This is a genomic window from Streptomyces sp. CA-288835 (genome assembly GCF_050936385.1).
GTDB lineage: Bacteria > Actinomycetota > Actinomycetes > Streptomycetales > Streptomycetaceae > Streptomyces.
Map to the genome: position 1 here is coordinate 5,761,841 of NZ_JBNJMW010000001.1, position 17,244 is coordinate 5,779,084.

The 17,244-nt window shown below is 70.1% G+C and carries 10 protein-coding genes; 9 read left to right on the forward strand and 1 reads right to left on the reverse strand.

Annotated features, from left to right (window positions below):
• Position 1: 1 nt before the first annotated feature.
• The gene (locus ACQEVY_RS26255; RefSeq protein WP_432951893.1) at positions 2–2,509 is read right to left on the reverse strand and encodes a DEAD/DEAH box helicase; all 2,508 of its coding nucleotides are present in this window, start codon (positions 2,507–2,509) and stop codon (positions 2–4) included.
• A gap of 80 nt (positions 2,510–2,589) precedes the next feature.
• Between ACQEVY_RS26255 and bldG the strand changes: the two genes are divergently transcribed.
• The 9 genes from bldG (at position 2,590) to ACQEVY_RS26300 (ending at position 17,218) form a co-directional block, all read left to right on the forward strand.
• On the forward strand, positions 2,590–2,931 hold the full coding sequence (bldG, locus tag ACQEVY_RS26260) for an anti-sigma factor antagonist BldG (RefSeq protein WP_003975386.1): 342 nt from the start codon (positions 2,590–2,592) through the stop codon (positions 2,929–2,931).
• A 143-nt stretch (positions 2,932–3,074) separates the two neighbouring features.
• A complete protein-coding gene (locus ACQEVY_RS26265; RefSeq protein WP_432951894.1) occupies positions 3,075–3,518 on the forward strand; it encodes an ATP-binding protein in 444 nt (147 codons plus the stop codon).
• Positions 3,519–3,853: 335 nt separating this feature from the next.
• The gene (locus ACQEVY_RS26270; RefSeq protein ID WP_432951895.1) at positions 3,854–6,256 is read left to right on the forward strand and encodes a sodium-translocating pyrophosphatase; all 2,403 of its coding nucleotides are present in this window, start codon (positions 3,854–3,856) and stop codon (positions 6,254–6,256) included.
• Positions 6,257–6,472: 216 nt separating this feature from the next.
• On the forward strand, positions 6,473–7,063 hold the full coding sequence (locus ACQEVY_RS26275) for a small secreted protein (protein WP_432951896.1): 591 nt from the start codon (positions 6,473–6,475) through the stop codon (positions 7,061–7,063).
• Positions 7,064–7,228: 165 nt separating this feature from the next.
• Positions 7,229–8,746: a DUF7059 domain-containing protein gene (locus tag ACQEVY_RS26280; protein WP_432951897.1), complete on the forward strand. Its 1,518-nt coding sequence runs from the start codon at positions 7,229–7,231 to the stop codon at positions 8,744–8,746.
• A gap of 220 nt (positions 8,747–8,966) precedes the next feature.
• Positions 8,967–9,164, forward strand: coding sequence for a hypothetical protein (locus ACQEVY_RS26285; RefSeq protein WP_328770729.1), 198 nt, complete (start codon positions 8,967–8,969; stop codon positions 9,162–9,164).
• A gap of 343 nt (positions 9,165–9,507) precedes the next feature.
• Positions 9,508–12,327 (forward strand): type I DNA topoisomerase, encoded by a 2,820-nt coding sequence (gene topA, locus ACQEVY_RS26290; RefSeq protein WP_432951898.1) that lies wholly within the window; start codon positions 9,508–9,510, stop codon positions 12,325–12,327.
• A gap of 124 nt (positions 12,328–12,451) precedes the next feature.
• Positions 12,452–15,652, forward strand: coding sequence for a dTMP kinase (gene tmk / locus ACQEVY_RS26295; protein ID WP_432951899.1), 3,201 nt, complete (start codon positions 12,452–12,454; stop codon positions 15,650–15,652).
• Positions 15,653–16,012: 360 nt separating this feature from the next.
• Positions 16,013–17,218 (forward strand): DNA polymerase III subunit delta', encoded by a 1,206-nt coding sequence (locus tag ACQEVY_RS26300; RefSeq protein WP_432951900.1) that lies wholly within the window; start codon positions 16,013–16,015, stop codon positions 17,216–17,218.
• Positions 17,219–17,244 lie beyond the last annotated feature (26 nt).

The window sequence follows — 17,244 nt, forward strand, 5'->3', positions numbered from 1 at the left end:
GCTACCCGTCCGCCGCCTCACCCCCGGCTCCTGCTCGCGAGGCGGCCCCGGACGCCTGTCCCTCCGGAGCACCCCGCAGCAGAACCGTCAGCAATCGCACAGCCCCCCGCTTGTGCAATGGGTCGTTGCCGTTGCCGCACTTGGGGGACTGGATGCAGGAGGGGCAGCCGGCCTCGCACTCGCAGGAGGCGATGGCCTGGCGGGTGGCCGTGAGCCACTCGCGAGCCGTGTGGAAGGCGCGCTCGGCGAAGCCTGCCCCGCCGGGGTGGCCGTCGTACACGAAGACCGTCGGGAGGAGGGTGTCCGGATGCAGAGGGACGGAGACGCCGCCGATGTCCCAGCGGTCGCAGGTGGCGAACAGCGGGAGCATGCCGATCGACGCGTGTTCGGCGGCGTGCAGGGCTCCGCCGAGGATCTCCGGGGTCACACGGGCTGCGTCGAGCTGGTCCTCGGTGACCGTCCACCACACGGCGCGTGTGCGGAGCGTACGAGGAGGGAGATCGAGTTTCGTCTCGCCGAGCACTTCGCCGGTGATGACACGACGACGCAGGAAGGAGACGACTTGGTTGGTGACCTCGACGGAGCCGTAACACAACCGGCCCGCGCCCCAGGGGACTTCGACGTCCGTTTCCAGGACGGAGATGGCCGTGGTGTCGCGGGCGACCGTCGAATACGGCGGGCTGGCCTCCTCGACCAGGGCGACCGAGTCCTCGAGGTCCAGTTCCTTCACCAGGTACGTACGGCCCTGGTGGAGGTGGACCGCCCCGTCGTGGACGCTGGTGTGCGCGGCGCCGGCGTCGACCGTGCCCAGCAGCCGCCCTGAGCCGGCCTCGACGACCTGTACGGGACTGCCGCCCCCGCCACGGATGTCCGTGAGGTCGGCGGCTCGTTCCCGGCGCGTCCAGTGCCACGCCTTCGTACGGCGGCGCAGTAGCTTCGCGGCCTCCAGTTGCGGAAGCAGATCGGCGGCGGCCGGACCGAAGAGCGGCAGGTCCTCGTCCGTCAAAGGGAGTTCGGCGGCGGCGGCGCACAGGTGGGGTGCGAGGACGTACGGGTTGTCGGGGTCGAGGACGGTGGACTCCACGGGCTGGTCGAACAGGGCCTCCGGGTGGTGGACGAGAAACGTGTCCAGTGGGTCGTCGCGGGCCACCAGAACCGCGAGGGCGCCCTGCCCGGAGCGTCCCGCGCGGCCCGCCTGCTGCCACAGCGAGGCCCTCGTGCCGGGGTAGCCCGCGATGACGACGGCGTCCAGTCCCGAGACGTCGATGCCGAGTTCGAGGGCGGTGGTGGCGGCGAGGCCGAGGAGTTCGCCGGAGTGGAGGGCCTGCTCGAGGGCGCGGCGTTCCTCGGGGAGGTAGCCGCCTCGGTACGCGGCCACGCGCCGGGCCAGGGAGCGGTCGACCTCGGCGAGCCGTTCCTGGGCGATCACCGAGATCAGCTCCGCGCCCCGGCGGGAGCGTACGAACGCGACCGAGCGGACGCCCTGCACGGTCAGGTCGGTGAGGAGGTCCGCGGTCTCGGCGGTGGCGGTACGGCGGACGGGGGCGCCCTTCTCGCCGTGGAGTTCGGTGAGCGGGGGCTCCCAGAGGGCGAACACCAGTTCGCCGCGCGGTGAGGCGTCGTCCGCGACCTCGACGACCGGGAGACCGGTCAGCCGGCGAGCGGCCACCGACGGTTCGGCGGCGGTCGCCGAGGCGAGGAGGAAGACGGGCGAGGAGCCGTACCGAGCACACAGTCGGCGCAGCCGGCGCAGTACCTGGGCGACGTGCGAGCCGAAGACGCCGCGGTACGTGTGGCACTCGTCGATGACGACATAGCGCAGCGCGCGCAGGAAGGAGGACCAGCGAGGGTGGGAGGGCAGAATCCCTCGGTGCAGCATGTCGGGGTTGGTCAGGACGTAGTTGGCGTACTGGCGTATCCACTCGCGTTCCTCGACGGGAGTGTCCCCGTCGTAGACCGCAGGACGCACCGCATTGCCCAGAGGATGTGAAATTTCCTTCACGGATCGGCACTGGTCCGCCGCGAGGGCCTTGGTCGGGGCGAGGTAGAGGGAGGTGGCGCCACGGCCGTTGGCGGCTTCGGAGCCATCGAGTAGACACGACAGCACCGGGGCCAGGTACGCCAGCGACTTGCCCGAGGCGGTGCCTGTGGCGACGATCACTGAGTCGCCGTCCAGGGCGTGCTCGGCGGCTTGTGCCTGGTGGGCCCAGGGGTGCTCGATGCCCGCGGCCTGCACTGCCGCGATCACCTCGGAGCGGATCCGGTCCGGCCAGACGGCATGGCGGCCCTCACGTGCGGGCAAGTGCTCCGTATGAGTGATGCGCGAAGCCCGGCTCGGCCCCGAGGCGAGCCGGTTCAGAACCGTGCTCGGAGCGGGTCGGGAAGCGGTGTCCGTCGAGGGTCGATCGGACCGGGGATTCTTGGCCATCGGCATCGAGTGTGTCACTGGCGTGACGGACAATGGGCCTAAGGCGTCGTGCACGCCTGCCGGTAAGTGATTGAATGCCATCGCGGCTGGCGAACAGTCCCGGGGGCGCCGCCGAGGTGTCCCGAGGGGCGACCGCTCGATAGCAAGGTGCTGGAGGATCCGTGGACCTGTCCCTGTCGACACGTACCGTCGGCGATCGTACGGTCGTCGAAGTCGGTGGCGAAATCGATGTATATACCGCGCCCAAGCTGCGCGAGCAGCTGGTCGAGCTGGTGAACGACGGCAGTTTTCATCTTGTCGTCGACATGGAGGGCGTGGACTTCCTCGACTCCACCGGACTCGGCGTGCTGGTCGGCGGCCTGAAGCGGGTGCGTGCCCACGAGGGCTCGCTGCGACTGGTCTGCAACCAGGAGCGCATTCTGAAGATCTTCCGCATCACCGGCCTCACCAAGGTGTTCCCCATCCACACCTCGGTCGAGGAAGCGGTAGCGGCCACTGACTGAGCGGTCCTCGGTCGTGACCGAGCGGCCCTTGGCCGAAGGCCGGTTCCGGGCCGTGGGTCCGGGACGGAAGAAAGTCAACGAGGGGGGTTCGGGCCTCGCGGCCCGGCCCCCTGACAGCACGCCCGTAGTTCCGAGGGGGATGCATGGCCACCGTTGAACTCCGCTTCAGCGCGCTGCCCGAGCACGTCAGGACCGCCCGACTGGTGGCGGCAGCGGTGGCGCGCAGGGCCGGAGTGGACGAGGCCGTCCTCGACGAGGTCAGGCTCGCCGTCGGCGAGGCCTGTACGCGGGCTGTTGGGCTGCACCAGAGCGGCGGCATCTCGGCGCCGGTGCGGGTGCTGTTGATCGAGGAGGAGAAGCAGTTCTCCATCGAGGTCGGCGACGAGGCGCCGCATGCGACTCCCGGCGAGAAGACGTCGGGCGCCGAAGGCGGAGCCGACGATCCGGACGCGGAGACCGAAGAGGACGAGATGGGTCTCGCGGTCATCAGCGGTCTCGTCGACGACGTGGAGGTCACCGCCGGTGAGAACGGCGGACTGATCAGGATGAGCTGGCCCACCACGCCGCCGGCCACGCTCGTTCCCTGACTCCCTCACCCACGCAGTAACGGAAAGGGCCCTGCTCAGCGGGGCCCTTTCTCGTTGTGCGTGTTCGTGCCCGCCCGTGCACATGGATTGCGCGCGCGTTATCGTGAATGAATTCACGATCAGCATTATGATCGGGTTTACCGCTGTCGCGCGTCAACGGATCAAGCGTCAATGCTTTTGGGGCATTACCGCTTTCGGGTTCCATGAGGGTCCGTGGATCATTTACTGAAGAGCATGTGAAGGCGGATTCCGCTTACCGCGCACTGTTTTGATCAGGTTCAGCTACCTACAATCCGTCCACATCTTGAGCTCAGCCCAAGCGTCAAGGAGGACGAATGGCGGGGCTTTCTACCCCTCATCAGTTTGACCAGCCCACAACCCTCGCGGCCGCGGTTCTGACCGACGACAACCGCCTCATCGTGATCTTCATCGCGGTCGTGGCCCTGGCGGCTCTCGTGGTCGCCGGGATCCTGGTACGCCAGGTTCTCGCGGCCGGCGAGGGCACCGACAGCATGAAGAAGATCGCGGCGGCGGTCCAGGAAGGCGCGAACGCCTATCTGACGCGCCAGTTGCGCACCCTGGGCGTATTCGCCGTCGCGGTGTTCTTCCTGCTCATGCTGTTGCCCGCGGACGACTGGAATCAGCGCGCCGGACGATCGGTCTTCTTCTTGATCGGCGCGGCGTTCTCGGCGACCACCGGCTATATCGGCATGTGGCTCGCCGTACGCAGCAATGTCCGCGTGGCCGCCGCGGCACGGGAAGCGACTCCAGCGGAAGGTGAACCCGAAAAGGATCTCACCGCCGTCTCGCACAAAGCCATGAAGATCGCTTTTCGAACGGGCGGCGTCGTCGGCATGTTCACGGTGGGGCTCGGTCTGCTGGGCGCCTCCTGTGTGGTGCTGGTGTACGCGGCCGACGCACCGAAAGTCCTGGAGGGCTTCGGTCTCGGTGCCGCGCTGATCGCGATGTTCATGCGTGTCGGCGGCGGCATCTTCACCAAGGCCGCCGACGTCGGCGCCGACCTGGTCGGCAAGGTCGAGCAGGGCATTCCGGAGGACGACCCGCGCAATGCCGCGACCATCGCCGACAACGTGGGCGACAACGTCGGCGACTGCGCCGGCATGGCCGCCGACCTCTTCGAGTCGTACGCCGTCACGCTCGTCGCCGCACTCATCCTCGGCAGCGCGGCGTTCGGCGACTACGGGCTCGGCTTCCCGCTGATCGTGCCCGCGATCGGCGTGATCACCGCGATGATCGGCATCTTCGCGGTGGCGCCGCGCCGGGCCGACCGAAGCGGCATGAGCGCCATCAACCGCGGCTTCTTCATCTCCGCGGTGATCTCGATGGCGCTGGTGGCCGTGGCCGTGTTCGTCTACCTCCCGTCCTCGTACGCGGAGCTGGACGGCGCGAACACGGAAGTCCTCGACAAGGGCGGCGACCCGCGGATCCTCGCGATCGTCGCCGTCGCGATCGGCATCGTCCTGGCCGCGCTGATCCAGCAGCTGACCGGCTACTTCACCGAGACCACCCGTCGTCCCGTACGGGACATCGGCAAGACCTCGCTCACCGGTGCGGCCACCGTCGTCCTCGCGGGTATCTCCATCGGTCTCGAATCGGCCGTCTACACCGCCCTGTTGATCGGCCTCGGCGTCTACGGGGCCTTCCTGCTCGGCGGTACGTCGATCATGCTGGCGCTCTTCGCGGTGGCGTTGGCCGGTACCGGCCTGCTCACCACGGTCGGCGTGATCGTCGCCATGGACACCTTCGGGCCGGTCTCCGACAACGCGCAGGGCATCGCTGAGATGTCCGGTGACGTCACGGGCGCAGGCGCGCAGGTGCTCACCGACCTGGACGCCGTCGGCAACACCACCAAGGCCATCACCAAGGGCATCGCCATCGCCACGGCCGTACTGGCGGCTGCGGCGCTCTTCGGCTCGTACCGTGACGCGATCCTCACGGCCGCGAACGAAGTGGGCGAGACGGTCACCGGCGAGGACGCGCCACTGAACCTGATGATGGACATCTCGCAGCCCAACAACCTGGTCGGGCTCATCGCGGGTGCCGCGGTCGTCTTCCTCTTCTCGGGGCTGGCGATCAACGCGGTGTCGCGGTCCGCCGGGGCCGTGGTCTACGAGGTGCGGCGGCAGTTCCGCGAGCACCCCGGGATCATGGACTACAGCGAGAAGCCCGAGTACGGGCGCGTCGTCGACATCTGCACCAAGGACGCGCTGCGCGAGCTGGCCACGCCCGGTCTGCTCGCCGTACTGACGCCGATCGCGATCGGGTTCACGCTCGGGGTCGGTGCGCTCGGCTCGTTCCTCGCGGGCGCGATCGGCACGGGCACGCTGATGGCGGTCTTCCTCGCCAACTCCGGCGGCGCCTGGGACAACGCGAAGAAGCTCGTCGAGGACGGTCACCACGGTGGCAAGGGCAGCGAGGCCCATGCCGCCACGGTGATCGGCGACACGGTCGGCGACCCCTTCAAGGACACCGCCGGTCCCGCGATCAACCCCCTGCTGAAGGTGATGAACCTGGTGGCGCTGCTCATCGCGCCCGCGGTCGTCAAGTTCTCGTACGGGGAGGACAAGAGCGTGGGCATGCGCGTACTCATCGCGGTGCTCTCGTTCGCCGTGATCGTCGGCGCGGTGTACGTGTCCAAGCGGCGCGGTATCGCCGTGGGTGACGAAGACAACTCCGAACCGGCCTCCAAATCGCCGGATGCGGCGGTGGTTTCCTGAGCGATCGCTCCACGGCTTGGCCTTACGGCTGGTCAGGTTCCGCTCAACGAGCGGGCGGGCAGCGCGTCTTGACGCGCCGTCCGCCCGCTCGAGGGTTTTAGCGCCGGGTTCGTGAGCCTTCTCTCGCTTGGTGCAAATGGCTACAATATTTAACAAATCGGACTTCCAGTTCGTGGGTGCCGCCCACTTGGCGTGTATGTTCCGGGGCCGAGAGCCATGGAAGGGACCAATCCGGTGAACAAGAAGCTCGCGGCCGCACTGTCCGGCGGTGCGGTACTGGTACTGGCGCTGTCGGGATGTGGCGGAGACGACAGCAGCGACAAGCTGAACTCCTGGGCCAAAGAGGTCTGTGACGAGGTGCAGCCGCAGGCGAAGAAGATCGAGGCCGCCAACACCTCCATCCAGAAGCAGACCTCGGACAACAGCACGCCGGCCGACGTCCAGAAGACGGACTCCCAGGCCTTCCAGGACATGTCCGACGCCTACAAGGCGATCGGCGCCGCCGTGAGCAAGGCCGGGGCGCCGGACGTCGAGGAGGGCAAGAAGAAGCAGACGGACGCCGTCAAGGAGCTCAACGGCATCTCCACGTCGTACGCCGACCTCAAGAAGCAGGTCGACGCGCTCGACACCAAGGACCAGGGGAAGTTCGCGGACGGGCTCAAGGACATCGCCACCGAGCTGGACAAGCTGGGCCAGAGCGGCAACGTCGCCCTGAACAAGCTGCAGGAGGGCGAGGTGGGCAAGGCGATGGCCAAGCAGGAGAGCTGCAAGTCCGCCGCCGGGTCGCCGTCGGCGACCAACGGTTGACCCCAGGAGACCGATCTCCGTCAACCGAGAAATGGCCCGGTACGCGCGCGTGCCGGGCCCTCGGCATGTGGTGGGCGGATTGTTCTCGACATGTCGCTTGTCCACAGGCGGCATGTTGTCCACAGGGGCAAGCGCCCCGTCGGCGGGAGCGGCAACAATGGAGGCGTGAGTAACACCAGCCTGGCAACGCTGCCCTCGACCGACCGCTCCGACGTCACCGCGCGGCTGCGGGACGCCCTCCTGGGTGCCTCCTTCAGCGCCGACGGCCTGCTCGATCTGCTGGGCGCCTCCGCGTACGCGGCACTGGCCCGGAGCGAGACCGTGCCCGCACTCCGGGCGACCCGGGGCGACACGCCGCTGGAGACGCTCGTACGGCTGTTCCTGTTGCAGCAGCCCGTGCCGCACGCGCGCGTGGTGGACGTACTGCCCGTTCAGGACTGCCTGGAGGGCGGCTGGCTGACCAGGACCGGCGGCGACGAGGTCGCGGCGACGGTCGATGTCCGGCCGTACGGCGGACCCGGCGGCGAGGACTGGTTCATCGTCGCCGACCTGGGGTGCGCGGTCGGCGGAGCCGGAGGCATCGGCAGCCGTGATGAACGGGTCGTACTCGGAGTGGGCGGCGCGTCCACGACGCTGTCGGGCATCACGGTGCGTACGCCCGTGCAGTCGGCGCTCGATCTCGGCACCGGCTCCGGTATTCAGGCGCTGCACGCCGCACAGCACGCCACGCGCGTGACCGCCACGGACGTCAACCCGCGCGCGCTGCACATCACCGCGCTCACGCTCGCCCTGTCCGGCGCACAGGGGGCCGATCTGCGCGAGGGCTCGCTCTTCGAGCCCGTCGGCGAGGAGACGTACGACCTGATCGTCTCCAACCCGCCTTTCGTCATCTCTCCCGGCGCCCGGCTCACCTACCGGGACGGCGGGATGGGCGGGGACGATCTGTGCCGGGCGCTCGTTCAAGGGGCGGGCGCTCACCTCAACGAAGGGGGATATGCGCAGTTCCTTGCCAACTGGCAGCACGTGGAGGGGGAGGACTGGCAGGACCGGCTGCGGTCCTGGGTGCCGCGCGACTGTGACGCGTGGGTCGTGCAGCGCGAAGTGCAGGACGTCATGCAGTACGCCGAGTTGTGGCTGCGGGACGCCGGTGATCATCGTTCGGATCCGGTGGAGTACCAGGCGCGCTACGACGCCTGGCTCGACGAGTTCGAGGCGCGGAAGGTCAGAGCCGTGGGCTTCGGGTGGATCACCCTGCGCAAGTCGGGGGCCGCGCAGCCCTCGGTCGTCGTGGAGGAGTGGCCGCATCCCGTCGAACAGCCGCTCGGCGAGACGGTGCGCGCGCACTTCGACCGCGTGGACTATCTGCGTGCGCACGACGACGCGGCGCTGCTCGCCGGGCACTTCAAGCTCGCGGGGGAGATCGTGCAGGAGCAGGTCGGGCTGCCCGGCGCCGAGGATCCGGAGCATGTCGTACTGCGCCAGAACCGCGGGATGCGGCGGGCCACCAGGGTGGACACGGTGGGCGCGGGCTTCGCGGGTGTGTGCGACGGCCAGCTCAGCGCGGGGCGAATTCTGGACGCCATCGCCCAACTGATCGGTGAGGACCCGGTGTTGCTGCGGGACCGTACGCCCGCGCAGATCCGGCTGCTGATCGAGCAGGGGTTCCTCGAGCCCGCCGGCTGAGCAACCCGACGAGCGGGAGCCCCGCGACAGCCGAGTCGTCATGGATGGCGCGAAATCGCCGCGTCCGCACATTCGAACCGGGGCGGCACTGCGGCGCGGGTGCGATGTGCGGGGAGTCGCGCGGGTCTGTCCGCCGTGCGTTCACCGTGGGTTCGTGTGCTGGCCTCCCGGAGGTGTCAGCCTCCCGTCCTTGGGCACCCAAGGGCGAAGGGAACGAACCATGGAGAACGGACCGGCGGTCTTCGCGGGATCGGTGTTCGCCCTGTTCGGAGCCGGACTGCTGGTGTGGACCGCGGCCCGGCTGCGGCACCGCGAACCCGTCGCCGAGGGGATGAGCCCGGCCGTGTCCGCGACGGTGGCGAGCTTCGCCGGGACGGCCGCGCTGCTGCTCGCGGTGTGGTGCTTCACACGCATCTGAGGAGGCGCGTGTTCCGGTGCGACTCCGCGTTTGCGGACGGATGCCCGCCGGTGAACCGGAGTTGGTGCCTCCGAAGGGTCGAAGGCAAGATCTCCGCCCGGCATGATTCCGCCGTTTCGGTAACTGAGAGATCACGCTCCGTTTAGAGCCGAAACGGCAGGTCCACACTCCGGGCGGCAGGAATGCCGGGAGTCGGGTTACCGTTCGAGTGGCCGTTGCGGGCTTTTCCCGTTTGACACGGGGGCGGGATGTACCGTCACACTCCGCAGCGTCAGCACGATCCGACCCCCGGGACGAAGGACCGGGGCGAGACCCCCTGCGTCGACCGGAGAGAAGAGCGAAGTTGTCCCCGACCAGCGAGACCGCACACGGCGGCCGCCGACTCGTCATCGTCGAGTCGCCTGCCAAGGCGAAGACGATCAAGGGCTACCTCGGCCCTGGCTACGTCGTCGAAGCGAGCGTCGGGCACATCCGCGACCTCCCCAACGGCGCCGCGGAGGTGCCCGAGAAGTACACCGGCGAGGTGCGCCGCCTCGGCGTGGACGTCGAACACGACTTCCAGCCCATCTATGTCGTCAACGCCGACAAAAGGGCCCAGGTCAAGAAGCTCAAAGACCTGCTGAAGGACTCCGACGAGCTCTACCTCGCCACCGATGAGGACCGCGAGGGCGAGGCCATCGCCTGGCACCTCCAGGAGGTGCTCAAGCCCAAGGTCCCGGTCAAGCGGATGGTCTTCCACGAGATCACCAAGGCCGCGATCCAGGCCGCCGTCGCCAACCCGCGCGAGCTCAACCAGAAGCTCGTCGACGCCCAGGAGACCCGCCGCATCCTCGACCGCCTCTACGGCTACGAGGTCTCGCCGGTCCTCTGGAAGAAGGTCATGCCGCGCTTGTCGGCGGGCCGCGTCCAGTCCGTGGCGACCCGCCTGGTCGTCGAGCGGGAGCGCGAGCGCATCGCGTTCCGTTCCGCCGAGTACTGGGATCTGACGGGCACCTTCGGCACCGGCCGCGCCGGCGACCGGAGCGACCCGTCCTCCCTGGTCGCGCGTCTCACGACGGTCGACGGCAGGCGTGTCGCCCAGGGCCGCGATTTCGACTCGCTCGGTCAGATCAAGAGCGCGAACACGCTTCACCTGGACGAGGCGAACGCCCGCGCGCTCGCCGCCGCCCTGGAGAACACCGATTTCTCCGTACGGTCCGTCGAGTCGAAACCGTATCGTCGCTCCCCGTACGCACCGTTCCGTACGACGACGATGCAGCAGGAGGCCTCGCGCAAGCTCGGCTTCGGCGCGAAGGCCACGATGCAGGTGGCTCAGAAGCTGTACGAGAACGGCTTCATCACCTACATGCGTACGGACTCCACGACCCTCTCGGACACGGCGGTCGCCGCGGCCCGCGCGCAGGTCACGCAGCTGTACGGCGCCGACTACCTGCCGGACCGGCCGCGTACGTACGCCGGGAAGGTCAAGAACGCGCAGGAGGCGCACGAGGCGATCCGCCCCTCCGGGGACCGTTTCCGTACGCCTGCCGAGACCGGGCTGACCGGCGACCAGTTCAGGCTCTACGAGCTGATCTGGAAGCGGACCGTCGCCTCCCAGATGAAGGACGCGACCGGGAACTCTGTCACGGTGAAGATCGGTGGCCGCGCCGCGGACGGCCGGGACGCCGAGTTCAGCGCCTCCGGCAAGACCATCACCTTCCACGGCTTCCTGAAGGCGTACGTCGAGGGCGCCGACGACCCGAACGCCGAGCTCGACGACCGCGAGCGCAGGCTGCCCCAGGTGGCCGAGGGCGACGCACTGTCCGCCGAGGAGATCTCGGTCGACGGCCACGCGACCAAGCCGCCGGCCCGCTACACCGAGGCCAGCCTGGTCAAGGAGCTCGAAGAGCGCGAGATCGGCCGCCCGTCGACGTACGCGTCGATCATCGGGACTATCCTCGACCGCGGCTATGTCTTCAAGAAGGGCACGGCCCTGGTGCCGTCCTTCTTGTCCTTCGCCGTGGTCAACCTCCTGGAGAAGCACTTCGGGCGGCTCGTCGACTACGACTTCACGGCCAAGATGGAGGACGACCTCGACCGCATCGCGCGGGGCGAGGCGCGTGCCGTGCCGTGGCTGAAGCGCTTCTACTTCGGTGAGGGCGCGAACGGCGACCGCAGCGCGGCCGACTCGGGCAACGGCGACGGGGACCACCTGGGCGGCCTCAAGGAGCTCGTCACCGACCTGGGCGCGATCGACGCCCGCGAGGTGTCGTCGTTCCCCGTCGGCAACGACATCGTGCTGCGCGTCGGGCGCTACGGCCCCTACGTCGAGCGCGGCGAGAAGGACTCTGAGAACCACCAGCGCGCCGACGTCCCGGACGATCTCGCTCCGGACGAGCTGTCGGTCGAGTACGCGGAGGAACTGCTCGCCAAGCCGAGCGGCGACTTCGAGCTGGGCGCCGACCCGGTCACCGGCCACCAGATCGTCGCCAAGGACGGGCGCTACGGGCCGTACGTCACCGAAGTGCTCCCCGAGGGCACCCCGAAGACCGGCAAGAACGCCGTCAAGCCGCGTACGGCCTCGCTCTTCAAGTCGATGTCCCTGGACACGGTGACTCTGGAGGACGCGCTCAAGCTGATGTCGCTGCCGCGCGTCGTCGGCAAGGACGCCGAGGGCGTGGAGATCACCGCGCAGAACGGGCGCTACGGGCCGTACCTGAAGAAGGGCACGGACTCGCGTTCGCTGCAGTCCGAGGAGCAGCTCTTCACGATCACGCTGGAAGAGGCGCTCGCCATCTACGCCCAGCCCAAGCAGCGCGGGCGGGCCGCCGCCAAGCCGCCGCTCAAGGAGCTGGGCACGGACCCGGTCAGTGAGAAGCCGGTCGTCGTCAAGGACGGGCGCTTCGGGCCGTACGTCACCGACGGCGAGACCAACGCGACCCTGCGGTCCGGCGACAGCGTCGAGGACATCACCCCGGAGCGGGGTTACGAGCTGCTCGCGGAGAAGCGCGCGAAGGCACCCGCCAAGAAGACGGCGAAGAAGGCCGCGGCCAAGAAAACGGCCACCAAGAAGGCACCTGCGAAGAAAACGGCAGCCAAGAAGACGACGACTTCGAAGACTGCCGCCAAGAAGGCTCCGGCCAAGAAGGCAGCCACCAAGAAGGCGGCGGCTTCGGAGGGCTGAGCCTGGTCGCCCCGGGGCTGTGCTTCAGCGTCCCGGGGTGGGTTCCGGCGTCGTGCGGAGGCCTCGCATCCGTATGTGTGGGCGCCCCTTCGGGGTTGTCGGCGCCTCCCGATAGGCTGAACGCATGACGCGAGCGGAGCAGCCAACGGCCCACACCCCGGCCCCAGACGACGCCCTGGTCGCAGATTCACGAGAGCGCGCTGTCCGCGCGCTGCTCCGCCTGCCGCAGTTGAAGCGGCTGTGGAGCGCTCAGCTCGTGGGCAGCGTCGGCGACGCCCTCGCACTGCTCGTCCTGGTCGTGCTCGCGCTTCAGGCGGCGGTCGCGGCGGGGTCCTTCGGGGGCAACTACCGCGGGGTGGCCTTCGCCGTCTCGGCCGTCTTCGGGGCGCGGATACTCGCGACGCTGCTCTTCGGAGCCGTACTCCTCGGACCGCTCACCTCCCTGACCTCCCAGGACGGGCCGCTCGACCGCCGCTGGACCATGGTCGCGGCGGACGGTGTGCGGGTCGTACTGCTGATCATCGCGCCCCTGTGGATCGACTGGACGCCCGACGATGCGCTGGCCGTGATCCTGGTGACCGCGTTCGTCACCGGGGTCGCCGAGCGCTTCTGGACGGTGTGCCGGGAGAGCGCGGCGCCCGCGCTGCTGCCCGCGGCTCCCCCTGAGGGCGCGGCGGTGCGTCCGCTGCCGGACCACACGGAGACGCTGCGGCGCCTGTCGCTGCGTACGGGATTCGTGGCGGTGCCCCTGGCGGCCGCCGCTCTCGTCGTGGCCGGGCTGCTCAACAACCTGCTGGGCGCCGGAATCGCCTGGTTCGACCAGCATCAGGCGGCGCTCGCGTCCTATGTCGCGGCGGGCCTGTTCGCCGCCTCCCTGTCGGTGCTGACCGTTCTCGAACTGCCCGACGCGCGCACCCCGCGCGCGCGGTCGCCGCTCGAGGGCCTGCGCCGCCCCAAGTCGGGCACCGGCGTCGACAAGGGGCGTACGGGTTCGTTTCCGCTGCTGGTCCTGGCCTGCGCGGCCGTCGCCGCCGCGATCGCCGCCGCGGTCGCCGTATCCGTGCTGCACGCCAAGGACCTGGGCGGCGGGCCGGTGCTGTACGGGCTGCTGGTGGCGGCCCTGACGGGCGGCGTCGTCCTGGGCATCCGTACGGCTCCGAAGCTGCTGCCTCCGCTGTCGCGGCGCCGGCTGCTCTCGTTGGCCATCGCCTTCACGGGCCTGGCGCTGCTCGCCGCGGGGCTCGTCCCGGACGTCACCACGGTGATCCTGATCTCGGCGCTCGCGGGCATCGGCGCGGGCGTCGCAGCGAATACCGGGCACACGCTGCTCGACCAGGAGGCCGAGGACCACCGGCGGGCGCGTACGACGGAGCATCTCCACGCGGTCGTACGGGTCTACGTCGCCCTGGGTGCCCTGGTGGCCCCCGTGCTGGCGGCGGCGATCGGGCCGCACCGGCTGGAAAACGGCAAGTTCGTGTTCGCGCACGGCGGCGCCGCCTTCACCCTGATGCTGATCGGCGCACTGCTGCTGCCGGTCGCCGCGCTGGTGCTGGCCAAGGTCGACGACCGGTCCGGCGTACCGCTGCGGCACGACCTGCGGGACGCGCTGAGGGGCGGGGACGAGCCCGCGACGGCACCGGCCGCGAACGGGTTCTTCATCGCCCTGGAGGGCGGTGACGGGGCCGGGAAGTCGACGCAGGCCGAGGCGCTCGCGGAGTGGATCCGCTCCAAGGGGCACGAAGTCGTGCTGACGCGTGAGCCGGGTGCCACGCCCGTGGGCAAGCGGCTGCGGTCGATCCTGCTGGACGTGTCGTCGGCCGGGCTGTCCCACCGCGCGGAGGCGCTGCTGTATGCCGCCGACCGCGCCGAGCACGTGGACACCGTGGTGCGGCCCGCGCTGGAGCGGGGCGCGGTGGTCATCTCGGACCGCTACACCGACTCGTCCGTGGCGTACCAGGGGGCCGGTCGCGATCTGTCCCCGACCGAGATCGCGCGGATCTCGCGATGGGCGACCAACGGGCTGGTGCCTCATCTGACCGTGCTGCTCGATGTGTCGCCGGAGACCGCCCGGGAGCGGTTCACGGAGGCGCCGGACCGGCTGGAGTCGGAGCCCGCCGAGTTCCACGCGCGCGTGCGGGCCGGTTTCCTGACGCTCGCCGCAGCCGACCCCACGCGCTACCTGGTGGTCGACGGTGGGCAGGAGTCCGACGCCGTCACGACGGTGATACGGCACCGTCTCGACGTGATGCTGCCCCTCTCCGAGGCCGAGGTGAAGGCCCAGGAGGAGGCCCGTAAGGCGGCCGAGGAGGAGGCGCGGCGGCGCGCCGAGGAAGAGGCCGCCCGCAAGGCCGAGGAGGAGCGCCTCGAGCGCGAGCGGCAGGAGCAGCTCGCCCGGCTGCGCGCGGAGGAAGAGGAACGCAAGCGGCGCGAGCTTGAGGAGGCCCAGCGGCGCGAGCTGGAGCGGCAGGCCGAGGTGGCCCGGCAGCAGGCCGAAGAGGCGCGTCGGCGGGCCGAGGAGGAGCGGAAGCGGCGGCTCGCGGAGGAACAGGCGCGCGCGGCCGAGCAGGAGCGTCTGCGCAAGCAGGCCGAGGAGGAGGCGCGGCTCCGGGCCGAGGCCGAGGCGCGGCGCCTGGAGAAGCAGCGGAAGGCCGAGGAGGCGTTGCTCCGGGCCGAAGAGGCTCGCAGGGGAGCGGCGGCTGCGGCTGCTGCCAGTGCGGAGGCTTCGGGTTCCGGCACTCCGGCTGATGGAGCGGCTGGTTCCGGCGCGACCACCCCCGACAACGAGGTCACGGTGCCGACGCCCACGCCCGTCGTGCCGCCGACGAACGCTCCCGGCGGACCGGCGGACGACGAGACCACCGTGCTGCGCCCTGTGCCGCCCGGTGACGCTCCCGAAGCCGGGCCCGACGCGGAGGAGACGGCCGTGCTGCCGCAGCCTCCCGCGCCACCGGGGGCTGCCGACGAGACGGCGGTACTGCCTCCGGTGGGCCCGGACGCGGACGAGACGGCTGTCCTTCCTCCCGTAAGGGAGGACCAGGCCGTACGGGACGACCGTGGCGGCGAGCAGCGGGGCGGTGGCCCGGCGGACCGGGTGCCCCCGGGGTACTTCCGCGACGAGCGGCCGGCGCCCGACGGCTCCGACGCCCGCACCCGCGAGCTGCCCCAGTTCGAGGCCGAAGGCGGCCCGCGTCGGCGGAACCGCTCGGACTGGGCCGAGGAGACACCGCTGGACGATCTTCCGTCGCTGGCGGACGAGTTGCTGGGCCCGCGTGAGGACGATGACATCGATGAGGGTCGCGGGCGGCGGGGGCGTCGGGGGCGCTGACGGCTCGGTCGCAGGCGCGCGGATTGCTTCATAGGCGCGCGGTCTGCGACGCGGGCTTGCCCGGCTTGTTTCGTTGGCGCTGACGAGAAGGCGCGGGCGCTGACAGCTTGTGTCACGGGCGCGCGGGCGGTGTCGCGGGGCGTTGAGAGACAGGCCAGGCGCGAGCGCTGACGGCTTGCGTCATGGGCGCTCGGGCTTGCGTCATGGGCTCGCGGGCTTGCGACGCGGCAGGCACCGCTGTGTCGCGGGCGCTGACGTGAGGGTGTGAGCGCTGACGCGGACGCGTGAAGTCCCGTTGTCAGTGCCCTCCCGCACAATGGGACGCGGCAAGGCAGATGTGCGACGGAGGGGCGGCAACCCATGCCCGTATGGGACGACCTGGTGGGTCAGGAGAAGGTGAGCGAGCAGCTCGACGCCGCCGCCCGGGACGCAGACGCCCTGGTCACGGCGGTGGCCGCCGACACCCCGTTGCCCGAGACGTCGAAGATGACGCACGCCTGGCTGTTCACGGGTCCGCCGGGCTCCGGCCGTTCCACGGCGGCGAGGGCTTTCGCCGCCGCCCTCCAGTGCGTGAGCCCGGACCGTGCCCTCGGCGGAGCCCCTGGCTGCGGGTTCTGCGACGGCTGCCATACGAGCCTGATCGGTACGCACGCCGATGTGCAGATCGTCCGCACCGACCTCCTCTCGATCGGCGTCAGAGAGACCCGTGACCTGGTGCGCCGTGCCCAGCTGTCGCCTGCCACAGGCCGCTGGCAGGTCATCGTCATGGAAGATGCCGACCGCCTCACAGAGGGCGCGGGCAACGTCCTGCTGAAGGCCGTCGAGGAGCCCGCCCCCCGCACGGTCTGGCTCCTGTGCGCGCCCTCCCTCGAGGACGTCCTGCCGACCATCCGCTCCCGCTGCCGCCACCTCACGCTCCGGACGCCTCCCGTGGCGGCGGTCGCCGACATCCTCGTACGCCGCGACGGCATCGAACCCGACGTAGCGGCCGTCGCCGCCCGCGCCACCCAGGGCCACGTCGGCCGCGCCCGCCGCCTGGCCACGGACCCGAGCGCCCGCGAGCGCCGCGCCGCCGTCCTCAAGCTCCCACTCCGTATCGACGACGTCGGCGGCTGCCTGAAGGCGGCCCAGGAGTTGATCGACGCGGCTTCCGAGGACGCCAAGCAGATGGCCGAGGAGATCGACGCCAAGGAGACGGAGGAGTTGAAGGCGGCGCTCGGCGCGGCCCAGGGCGGCCGGATGCCGCGCGGCACGGCGGGCGTGATGAAGGAACTGGAAGACAAGCAGAAGCGCCGCAGAACCCGCACACAGCGCGACAGCCTGGACCTGGCCCTGATCGACCTCACGGCCTTCTACCGCGACGTCCTCGCCCTCCAGTTCGGCAGCGACCGTGCCCTCGCCAACACGGAGATGCAGGACACGCTGGAGCGCCTCGCACGCGGCACGACCCCCGAGACCACCCTGCGCCGCATAGAAGCGATCGCCGCCTGCCGCGAGGCCCTCGACCGCAATGTGGCGCCGCTGCTGGCGGTGGAGGCGATGACGATGGCGTTGCGGGCGGGGTGAGGAGTACGGGAATACGGGGGTAGTGG